The sequence below is a fragment of the Psychromonas sp. genome, assembly GCF_041586535.1.
Classification (GTDB): Bacteria; Pseudomonadota; Gammaproteobacteria; order Enterobacterales; family Psychromonadaceae; genus Psychromonas.
On sequence record NZ_JBFGZY010000011.1, the window covers coordinates 26,840 to 37,506 of the forward strand.

At 42.6% G+C, this 10,667-nt stretch carries 9 protein-coding genes; 5 read left to right on the plus strand and 4 right to left on the minus strand.

Annotated features, from left to right (window positions below; genetic code table 11):
- The first annotated feature begins 2 nt into the window (after positions 1–2).
- From ABZA00_RS02480 to ABZA00_RS02495, 4 genes are all read left to right on the plus strand, one after another.
- Complete coding sequence (locus ABZA00_RS02480) at positions 3–908, plus strand: ABC transporter permease (protein WP_372880565.1); 906 nt, start codon at positions 3–5, stop codon at positions 906–908.
- Complete coding sequence (locus ABZA00_RS02485; RefSeq protein ID WP_372880566.1) at positions 905–1,708, plus strand: ABC transporter ATP-binding protein; 804 nt, start codon at positions 905–907, stop codon at positions 1,706–1,708. Before ABZA00_RS02480 ends, ABZA00_RS02485 begins: the two co-directional genes overlap by 4 nt.
- A gap of 148 nt (positions 1,709–1,856) precedes the next feature.
- Positions 1,857–2,126 (plus strand): 30S ribosomal protein S15, encoded by a 270-nt coding sequence (rpsO, locus tag ABZA00_RS02490; protein WP_372880567.1) that lies wholly within the window; start codon positions 1,857–1,859, stop codon positions 2,124–2,126.
- A 509-nt stretch (positions 2,127–2,635) separates the two neighbouring features.
- A complete protein-coding gene (locus ABZA00_RS02495) occupies positions 2,636–3,832 on the plus strand; it encodes a potassium/proton antiporter (protein WP_372880568.1) in 1,197 nt (398 codons plus the stop codon).
- 179 nt (positions 3,833–4,011) lie between these two features.
- On the opposite strand, the gene secF is transcribed toward ABZA00_RS02495, so the two are convergent.
- The 4 genes from secF to ABZA00_RS02515 form a co-directional block, all read right to left on the minus strand.
- Positions 4,012–4,923, minus strand: a complete 912-nt coding sequence (secF, locus tag ABZA00_RS02500; RefSeq protein ID WP_372880569.1) for a protein translocase subunit SecF — start codon at positions 4,921–4,923, stop codon at positions 4,012–4,014.
- Entirely contained in the window at positions 4,920–6,746 is a 1,827-nt protein-coding gene (secD, locus tag ABZA00_RS02505; protein WP_372880570.1) for a protein translocase subunit SecD, read from the minus strand. Before secD ends, secF begins: the two co-directional genes overlap by 4 nt.
- Positions 6,747–6,943: 197 nt before the next feature.
- Positions 6,944–7,411 (minus strand): hypothetical protein, encoded by a 468-nt coding sequence (locus ABZA00_RS02510; RefSeq protein WP_372880571.1) that lies wholly within the window; start codon positions 7,409–7,411, stop codon positions 6,944–6,946.
- Positions 7,412–7,540: 129 nt separating this feature from the next.
- Positions 7,541–8,209: a glutathione S-transferase gene (locus ABZA00_RS02515; RefSeq protein WP_372880572.1), complete on the minus strand. Its 669-nt coding sequence runs from the start codon at positions 8,207–8,209 to the stop codon at positions 7,541–7,543.
- A gap of 320 nt (positions 8,210–8,529) precedes the next feature.
- Between ABZA00_RS02515 and pnp the strand changes: the two genes are divergently transcribed.
- Complete coding sequence (gene pnp / locus ABZA00_RS02520) at positions 8,530–10,635, plus strand: polyribonucleotide nucleotidyltransferase (RefSeq protein ID WP_372880573.1); 2,106 nt, start codon at positions 8,530–8,532, stop codon at positions 10,633–10,635.
- Positions 10,636–10,667: the final 32 nt, after the last annotated feature.

Consider the following 10,667-nt stretch of genomic DNA (forward strand, 5'->3'; position numbering starts at 1 on the left):
AATTGTCTGCTTTTGCTTTTTTAGGAACATTAGAGATAGGTTTTATTTATGGTCTGGTTGCCATCGGAGTTTATCTCACCTTCCGCATTTTAGACTTTCCGGATTTGACTGTTGATGGCAGCTTCACCCTTGGCGCTGCTGTTACCGCAACCTTAATTGTTGCCGGGCAAAATGTCTATTTAGCGACTTTATTAGGGACACTGGCTGCCGCTTGTGCCGGGTTAGTTACTGCGTGGTTAAATCTGCGTTTTAATATTCTCCATTTGCTGGCCAGTATACTGACCATGACGGCCTTATATACCATCAACCTCCGGGTGATGGGTAAACCGAATGTTGCTTTGATAACCGAGCCGACGGTACTCACGCCCTTTGAAGGGCTAGGGTTACCGGATATGTATATGAAGGTCATCTTTGTGGCGATCTGCGCTATTATCGGCGGGCTGCTGGTTGCCTGGTTCCTGTATACCCAATATGGACTGGCGATGCGTGCGGTAGGCTCCAACAAACGTATGGCACAGGCAAACGGTATTGTTGTAACCGAAAAAGTGTATGTAGGATTAGCCCTGTCAAACGGTCTGGTCGGACTTGCCGGTGCATTATTCGCACAGACTAATGGTTTTGCCGATTCAACTATGGGTATTGGTACCATCGTGGTCGGATTAGCCGCGGTTATTATCGGCGAATCTCTCTTCTCCAGCCGCTCGATGCTGGTAATTGTAATGAGCTGCATTGTCGGCTCGATCCTCTATCGTCTTGCTGTATCGATGGCGTTAAATGCTGATTTCTTAGGGTTCCAGGCCTCAGATCTGAATTTAATCACGGCGGTGCTGGTGGCATTAGCTCTGGTATTTCCGAAAATACGTAATGAATGGAAAGCCAAACGCGCAGTAAGGGAGAATAGCCAATGATTCGCTGTGAAAACTTACATGTCACCTTTAATCGCGGTCTGCCTACCGAAAAACTTGCCTTAAGAGGCGTTGATTTAACTATCCCAACGGGACAATTTGTCACTGTTATCGGCTCTAACGGGGCGGGTAAATCAACCCTGCTCAATACCATTGCCGGCGATATAAATTCCACTCAAGGTAAGATTTTTTTTGCTGAGCGTGATGTGACAAAACTGCCGGCAACCGGGCGCACTAAAGATATTGCCCGGGTATTTCAGGATCCGCTGGCGGGAACCTGTGGTAACCTGACCGTGGAGGAGAATATGTCCCTTGCCTACGGACGGGGAAAACGCGGAACACTGTCGCTGGCATTAAATAATAAATTACGCAGTATTTTCCGTGAGCAGTTAAGCCGCCTGAATCTGGGGCTTGAAGATCGTCTTGACAGTGAAATGGGACTGTTGTCCGGTGGGCAACGCCAGTCGGTAAGCCTGCTGATGTCGGCACTGCAGCCGAGCACCATTTTACTGCTCGATGAACATACCGCTGCGCTGGACCCCAAAACGGCAGCTTTGATAATGGATATTTCGTCACAAATTATTGAAGAGAAACATTTAACCGTGATGATGGTGACCCACTCCATGCGCCAGGCTTTAGATCATGGCTCGCGGACGGTGATGCTGCATGAAGGCAAGATTATTTTTGACCTGGAAGGCAAAGAGCGCGCTAACTATCAGGTTAAAGATTTGCTTAATCTGTTTTCACAGGCCCGCTCCGACGGCGAAGAGCTGGACGATGATAAACTGCTACTCGGCAGTTAACTGACTTAAATTAAATTTAAGCTGAATAAGTATTGCTTAATATATTAATTGTCCGTAAAATTCGCGGCTCACTTTACCGCTGAATTAGTGATCGGCGGTAACAATTTAAATCGGTTATTTAAATAACCATAAAATATCGGAGTATGTTATGTCACTAAGTGCACAACAGAAAGCTGAGATTGTAGCTAAATTTGGTCGTTCAGAAAACGATACTGGTTCTTCAGAAGTACAGGTTGCTTTATACACAGCACAAATCAACCACCTTCAAGGTCACTTCAAAGAGCACATCCATGATCACCACAGCCGTCGTGGTCTACTACGCATGGTAAGTCAACGTCGTAAATTACTTGACTACTTAAAGCGTAAAGATGTTGCTGCTTACACAGCATTAATCGCAGAATTAGGTCTACGTCGTTAATTTTGACTTAACCTGAATTTATAAAAAGAGCCTGAGGGCTCTTTTTTTGTTTCTATGTTCAGCAAAATAATTTTGTGTCAGCAGGTTTTAAAGTTATCTTTATAGCGATTGATATCGCTTCGTTAATAGTTTCTCTATCCCTCTAGAGCTCCATATAGTTTAAAAAACGAACGCCAGAGCTGACTAAAAATCGCTCAGGCAAGGCGTGTTAGCGAAGGAATAGAGATCTCTTTCGAGCTGACACAACACAGAATGAGCGATTTTTAGGCGCTCCCGAAGGGCGAGGCCCAAATGGTCGCATGTTGCGTTAAATTTTTTCGATTTAGGCCCACTAGATCTTCAAAAATTTGCCTTACCTGCGACCAGTTGGGCTCTCGCTGGTGCTGTTTTTTTAAACTATATGGCGCTCTAGTATAATTAAAGCTATATCATCCCTTTATATTCTCGATTAAAGTTATCCTAAAACGAATTAACTATCTTTATCGTGCGGCTTTTAGAACGGAGGAAGTATGTCTTTTGAAATGATAATGATAGGTATTGCCAGCCTGGTCGCTATCGGTATCTTGCTACACCATCCTTCTAAAACCTTAGGTATTCCGTCATTACTTATTTTTATGTCTGTGGGGTTGGTTTTCGGTAATGGTGAGTTTGATTTTGTTTACGATAATTTGCAGTTAACCTCATTTATTGGCGGTATGGCGCTTAATATTATTGTTTTTGTTGGTGGCCTGAATACGTCAACGAACAGTATCAAATTAGCCTGGAAAGAGGGGGGAATGTTATCAAGTGTTGGCGTGCTCTTAACTACCCTGTTTTTTGCGCTGATTTTATATTATTTATTGGATTTTAATTTTTTAACCTGCCTGCTGTTTGCTGCAGTGGTTTCATCTACAGACGCAGCCGCTGTTTTTTCAATTCTGGAGTCGAAGAAATTAAAACTAAAAGAAAATACTGATACCGTTTTACAGTTTGAGTCTGCAACCAATGATCCGGTGGCGTTATTGATAGTGATCTTATTAACCGATATTCTGCTAAGCAGCTCAGGCGTCACCCTGTCGGTTGCAAGCATCAGCATCTTATTGGCGCAGCAAATCCTGGTTGGCAGCTTGTTTGGTTTTGTTTTAGGTAAATTATGCGTAGCGGCGCTTAATCATATTAAATTAGAAGAATACGGCTTAATTCCGGTGTTTATTCTTGCCTGTTTTATTATTGTTGTTTACGGCACACAATCGCTTGGCGGTAACGTTTTAGTGGCAGTTTATATTGCCGGGGCGATCATCGGTAATCTGCTGGTTCGAGGGGGGGAAGTTAATAAACACTTTTACAATGGCCTCGCCTGGCTGGCACAGTCGCTGATGTTTATTCTTATCGGCCTGCAGATTTTTCCGCAACATTTACTGGATGTTTTCTGGGTTTCATTAATCCCTGCTTTATTGCTTATTTTTGTAGCAAGGCCTTTGGCGGTGCAGCTGTGTTATTTGCCATTTGTCGAAGCCTCTTGGAAAAAACGTCTGTTTATCTCTTCAATTGGTTTAAAGGGGGCGACTCCGATTGTGTTTGCGCTTATTCCTGCAACCGCAGGAGTTGAAGGTTCGGTTGAAATGATCCATATGGTTTTCCTGGTGGTATTATTTTCGGTGCTTTTACAAGGCAGTGCTATTGAACCGTTAGCGAAGAAGCTAGGTTTGGTAAAAGACGAGACATAAGTAAAAAAGCCAGACTTAGTAGTCTGGCTTGGTGGCTGTTAATTTATCGCGTGTTTTATATAAGGCAGCCTGTGCTGCGTTATTGATCCTTTACATCATATAACAGTGCTGCACTTCCTATGCCTTGCCGGGAGTTATTTTAGGTTGAGCAAAGCTTGACCTATAAACATCAACCGCCCCTAATCATGTTCAATGCCTTGTGGCTGTTCTTGGATTTGGTAGTGCTCCCGCTTAAGTTTTAATAGTTCAGGTATGGTTGCAGATAAGCAAACAGATGATAATGTACCCACTACAATGCCGACAAAAAGCGCAACAGAGAAACCCTGCAATGGCTGACCTGCTAATAACCAGATAGCTGATACTGTGCCTAATGTCGTGCCAGATGTAATTAAGGTACGGGCTAAGGTTGATGAAATAGCGCGGTTGATAATTTCATTTAAGGAACCCTCGGCAGTTGTACTTCTTAACATTTCTCTGATTCTGTCTGAGATAACAATCGAGTCATTCAACGAATAACCTATTACTGCCAGAATTGCTGCTAATACAGTAAGATCAAATTCAAGTTGTAGCCAGGAAAAGACCCCTAATACAATGATAATGTCATGAAATAAAGCAATCACTGCACCGCTTGCCAGGCGCCACTCAAACCTTAATGAAAGGTAAGCCATCATCGCGATTAGTGAGGCTAATATCGCTAAACCACCTGCTTCAAAAAGCTCGTCTCCAACCTGAGGCCCTATGACGCTCGAGCTTACTACGTTAATCGTAAAATCGCTGTCAATATTGTCCATCAATAACGATGTTTCCGGCATTGTATCGCCACTGACGGCCTGGCGAACAGACCATTGTGAGTCATTGCCGGCATAGCTGAGTGAAAAGGGGGCTTTTATCACTTCACTTAGGGCTGTCTGCAGCTGTTTTTGATTAACCGGCCGATCTGTTTTTATCTCTGTTACTACGCCACCTGTGAAATCTACTGCGAAATTAAAACCTTTTAGCTGCATTGCTAACAGTGATAATAAAACCAGCATAATAGAACTGTATAAGGCGATATAGCGTGCCAGGGTGAAACCTGTTTTAGGTGTTTTCATGCGTTTACCTGCTTCGTTAATGTAGCTGATTTAGAGAATTTATGAATGAAGATATTTACTAATGCACGAGAAATATAAATACCCGTAAACATACTGCTTAAAATGCCAAAACCTAGGGTGATAGCAAACCCTTTAATCGGGCCATAACCGACGGAGAATAAAATGAGCGCAATGATCAGAGTGGTGATATTGGCATCCATAATCGTGCTTAAGGCATTCTTGTAGCCATAATGGATGGCTAAGGCGGTGCTTTTTCCGCGTTTCAACTCTTCTTTAATCCGCTCAAAAATAAGCACATTGGTATCAACCGCCATGCCGATAGTCAGTACTAACCCTGCAATACCCGGCAAGGTAAGCACGGCACCGGGAACCAATGATAATAATCCCAGTAGACAGACTAAGTTAAGCAGCAGTGCCAGATTGGCGATTAAACCCAGTTTACGATACCAAAGTGCCATGAAAACAAGCATCATGGCTAAACTCAGGATAATTGCCGCCATGCCATTATTAATATTTTGTTCGCCTAATGAAGGGCCTAAAGTCCGCTCTTCAACAATAGTCACCGGGGCAGTTAAACTACCGGCCTTGAGTAACATTGCTAACTCTTGTGTTGCCTGAACACTGTCCATACCGCTAATGGTAAAACGTGAACCGAGATGAGCTTGTATGGTAGCGATGTTAATCACTTTACTCTTTTTCTCTAACACACCTTGTTCATTTTGTTGATACTCCGAGAACAGCGTTGCCATCGGTTTGCCGATATTATTTTGAGTAAAATCGGACATCAATTTTCCACCTGCACTGTCTAAGGTGATAAATACTTCCGGCAAGCCCATCTCTCCAAACTGAGCGCGTGCATCGGTGATATGCGTACCTGACATAACCGGTGTTCTGCTTAAGCGAACCATCTCTCCGGAATTACTTTTATATAAACTGCCACCATGCATTTGTAATTGATGGAAGTCCAAAGAAGCGGTTGCCCCTATGATACGTCTTGCCTGTGAAGGATCTTGTACGCCGGGCAGCTCAATGCGGATAAAATTATTACCCTGGCGTTGTACGACAGCTTCAGTAATACCTAATGCTTCAATTCTATCGCGCATGGTTTTAATATTTTGGCGCATTAATTCCTGGTGGTAGGTTTGTGCGAATTGTTCATTAGCACGGATGGTTATTTCATGGTTACTATTTTTGAGTTGAGATAACTCCGGATAGAGTCTGCTTAACTCCTGCATAATGAGTGTTATTTGTTGCTCTGCTCCTTCCGGGTAACGTAAAACCATAGAGCCGTTTTGCAGCGTGCCGATGCGGGCATCATCTATTTTAAATTCACGTAATAACTGACTAAGGTCATCTTTGATTTTTAGATCCCGCTCCAGTAATGCTGCGTTGCTATCAACCTCCATGACAAACTGCACACCACCGCGTAAATCCAAGCCTAATTTAACCGGTTTAGCACCCAGCTTTTTCAACCAGTTCGGACTCGCTGATTCCATCGCCATTGCGACGTTGTATTGTTCACCCAGCAAGGTATCAAGTACATTACGTGCACTTTGCTGTTGTGTTTTATCATGCAGTAAAACAATACGTTGATTGTTTTCTTGTTCTATCTGCTCAACTTTGATGCCCTGCCCGGATAACAAGTTAAATATAGTGGCGCTATCGGCCATCGGAACTGTTGTTGAAGTACCTTGTATATGCAGTGCTGCTTTCTCACCAAACCAGTTCGGTAACGCATTCAGGCCAAGAATGGCAATAATGAAAATAATTACCATATATTGCCATTTGGAGTAATGATTAATCTTTTTATGGGGTTGTTTCATAGGAACCTCAGCATGCGTTATAACTGGCGCATGCAGTAAAATAAAAGTATTTACCACTTGTCAAAAGTTTGAGCTGATTAAGCGACAGATCGGCTTAAAACGAAAATCAGGACAAGTGGTATTTAATAAATAAATTTACAATGTGGCTTTTGGATATATGCAGCTAAAGGTTGCCCTCAGATCCGCAAGCGTTGAGGTTAACTAAGGTGGTAGGTAATTTTAGAGGTATATAAACTATTACTGTCTTTCCAGCCAGAAAGGCGAGAGCTGTTATCTGAAAAGTTCATAAACCAGGGGGGAGGCTCCTGGGCTAATCTACTTTCATGATTTGCAAACACATCGAGCTGCGCAGTAAGCAACTGGTAAACCAATATATATTCAGGCGTTTGATTCAGGTTGCTGGTTAATACACTGGCACGAATAGTCGCGCGGATAGGTTGTGCAAAGTCGATAGATTTACTGTGACTTTCTGACAGTGGGTGCAGTTGCGTGTTATCTGCTGCTGATACTGAGGAAATAACGGTTAAGTCAAGGTGCGAATTTACTTTCGTACTGCTGATCAACGCTATCGTGTTTGCAGATTGCCACGATAAGTTTTGCTGCTCTTTTTCAGCAAAAGCCGACGTTGAGGCAAATAGAGTGATCAATAAAAGAAATATGCGCAACAATGTTAATTATGCTCAAGTAAGATAATAGTGGCGAGTATATCCGCTTTAATCTCTGTCAACAATATTTTTGAGAAAGTGAGAATCTGAACCGTATTTATATCTGTTTTTATATGTTGCTCTACTGAGTCACAGATCACCAAAAATAATTGCTTGATGACATTCAACCCAGATCGGATATTGTGCCATCACTTTAGTAAACATGCGGCTTTGTAAGTACTGCGTAAGCCAGGCCCTGACTAGTGGGTAAGGGGATTGTTGGTACCATTGCCTTTCTACCTTTGAAAACTGGCGAATAAATGGCATCAGCGCAATATCTACGAGACTTTCTTTCTCTGACATTAAAAATTGATGTTTGCTTAATTGCTGCTCTAATTCCTGGATATAAATTTCACAGGCTTGCCGGCACGCCATAAGGTTGCTCTCTCGATAGCGTTTTGCACATTTGTAGGTATCCAGCGCGGCGCTAAATTGAGTATCAAAGCGCTTAATAAATAACAACATATCAGTTAGCGCCTGCGGCTGCTGTTTCTCTAGTAAATCATGAGGATCGTTTGCAGATAATATGTACAGCATAATATCCAGACTTTCTACAATCACTTCCGAGGTCGATATCACCAGCAAAGGCACTGTGCCTTTGCTTGACAATGCAAGCATTTCTGGTGGTTTGTTGGATAATTTTATCTCACGTAATAATACCGGCTGCTTTGATTTGAAAATCGCAATACGCGCACGCATCGCATAGGGGCAATGGCGCAGGGAATAAAGAACAGGCAGAGTATTATGTGCTTCAGTCATTGGCTTATCGATGAAATTAATATTGAATTGTTTATGCGATCGCTGTCTTTAACATTAGCCGGCTAATCCAGAGTATATACCCAAATTACTTGAAGCTGCAGGCATCTGGCTACGACACTATATTTCAGCAGTGGTTAAAAATAACACTGCCCGGTGATTTTAAAATATACCGGTCGGATATATACGCATTAAATACAAATGTTAATTGTTTTAAAAAACTTTAAAAAAACCAGACTAAAAATGTTTTAAAAGTGAGTGGTTGACGTATACTGTAGCCGCGATAAAAAGCATAAGAATATAAATTTATTAAAGGAAAAAAAATGACTCCTATTGTTAAAAGTTTTCAGTATGGCGAACATACTGTCACTCTGGAAACGGGTGTAATTGCCCGTCAGGCAACTGCCGCTGTAATGTGTAGTATGGACGATACCTGTGTATTCGTTTCTGTTGTTGGTAAAGCGGATGATGGTGAAGCGCGTGACTTCTTTCCTCTTACTGTAAACTACCAGGAAAAAACCTATGCTGCGGGTAAAATCCCGGGTGGTTTTTTCAAACGTGAAGGTCGACCAAGTGAAGAAGAAACTTTAATTGCACGTCTTATTGACCGTCCAGTGCGTCCGCTTTTTCCTGAAGGTTTTAAAAACGAAGTACAAGTGATTGCAACGGTTGTTTCTATCAACCCTGAAGTTAATCCTGATATCGTTGCTATGATTGCAACCTCAGCCGCATTGTCTATCTCAGGTATGCCTTTTAAGGGGCCTATCGGTTGTGCGCGTGTTGGTTACAAAGAAGGTCAATACCTGCTAAACCCGACTAAAACAGAATTAGAAACAAGTGACTTAGACCTTGTTGTTTCCGGTACTGACAGCGCTGTCTTAATGGTTGAATCTGAGGCAGGTATTCTCAGCGAAGATGTGATGCTTGGCGCCGTGGTATACGGTCATGATGAACAACAAAAAGTGATCCAGGCTATCAAAGAGTTTGCTGCAGACGTAGCACGTCCAGCTTGGGATTGGGCTGCTCCGGTTCGCAATGAGGCATTAGATGCATTAATCGCAACTGAAGCACAAGCACGTTTTGAACAAGCTTATCAAATCAGTGACAAAGGCCAGCGTTACGATGCTGTTAAAGCGATCACTGCAGAAGTAAAAGAAAAACTATTAGCAGCTGATGAAACCTTAGATGCTAAACAAGTAGGTGAATACCTGCACGATTTAGAAAAAACTGTTGTACGTACGCGTATTATTAAAGGTGAGCCTCGTATCGACGGCCGTGATCCTGAAAGCGTTCGTGCTCTTGACGTTCGTACTGGTGTATTACCACGTACTCACGGTTCATCTTTGTTTACCCGTGGTGAAACACAAGCATTAGTTACAGCGACCCTTGGTACACAACGTGATGCACAAATCATTGACAGTCTGATGGGTGAGAAGAAAGATCATTTCCTACTACATTACAACTTTCCTCCATATTGTGTAGGTGAAACTGGTTTTGTTGGTTCACCAAAACGTCGTGAAATTGGTCACGGTCGTCTGGCTAAACGTGGTGTTTTGGCGGTTATGCCAACAGTTGAAGAGTTCCCGTACACAGTACGTGTAGTTTCTGAAATCACTGAATCGAACGGTTCTTCTTCAATGGCTTCTGTTTGTGGTTCTTCTCTTGCACTGATGGACGCAGGTGTACCGCTTAAAGCATCAGTTGCGGGTATCGCAATGGGTCTTGTTAAAGAAGGCGAAGAGTTCGTTGTTCTTTCTGATATCTTAGGTGATGAAGATCATCTTGGCGATATGGACTTTAAAGTAGCTGGTACTACTGAAGGTATTACTGCATTACAGATGGATATCAAAATTGAAGGTATCACACGTGAAATCATGCAAATTGCTTTAAACCAGGCAAAAGCTGCACGTTTACATATCTTAACAGTAATGGATCAGGCTCTTCCCCAGGGCCGTTCTGATATCTCTGAATTTGCACCACGTATTCACACACTGAAAATCAACACTGATAAAATCCGTGATGTTATCGGTAAAGGCGGCGCAGTTATTCGTCAGCTTTGTGAAGAAACCGGTACTACGATTGAGATTGAAGATGATGGTACAGTAAAAATCGCCGCAACATCGGGTGAGCAGGCTGAAGATGCAATCAACCGTATCAAAGCACTGACATCTGAAGTTGAAGTCGGCACTATCTACACAGGTAAAGTTGTACGTTTAGCCGATTTTGGTGCTTTCGTTAACATTCTTCCTGGTAAAGATGGTCTGGTACATATCTCGCAGATCTGTGAAGAGCGTGTACAAAAAGTTTCTGACCATTTATCTGAAGGTCAGGAAGTGAAAGTTAAAGTACTGGAAGTAGACCGTCAAGGCCGTGTACGTCTAAGTATTAAAGAAGCGGCAGAAAAGAAAGACGCACCTGCTGCTGAATAATCTTTCTTTAAACTGACTCTTAAAAGGCAAGC

Bases quoted from the DNA above. Each gene is read 5' to 3' on its own strand.
- secF (WP_372880569.1), bottom strand. From the start codon at position 4,923: ATGAAAACACCTAAAACAGGTTTCACCCTGGCACGCTATATCGCCTTA.
- ABZA00_RS02495 (WP_372880568.1), top strand. From the start codon at position 2,636: ATGTCTTTTGAAATGATAATGATAGGTATTGCCAGCCTGGTCGCTATC.
- ABZA00_RS02485 (WP_372880566.1), top strand. From the start codon at position 905: ATGATTCGCTGTGAAAACTTACATGTCACCTTTAATCGCGGTCTGCCT.
- ABZA00_RS02515 (WP_372880572.1), bottom strand. From the start codon at position 8,209: ATGACTGAAGCACATAATACTCTGCCTGTTCTTTATTCCCTGCGCCAT.
- secD (WP_372880570.1), bottom strand. From the start codon at position 6,746: ATGAAACAACCCCATAAAAAGATTAATCATTACTCCAAATGGCAATAT.
- rpsO (WP_372880567.1), top strand. From the start codon at position 1,857: ATGTCACTAAGTGCACAACAGAAAGCTGAGATTGTAGCTAAATTTGGT.
- pnp (WP_372880573.1), top strand. From the start codon at position 8,530: ATGACTCCTATTGTTAAAAGTTTTCAGTATGGCGAACATACTGTCACT.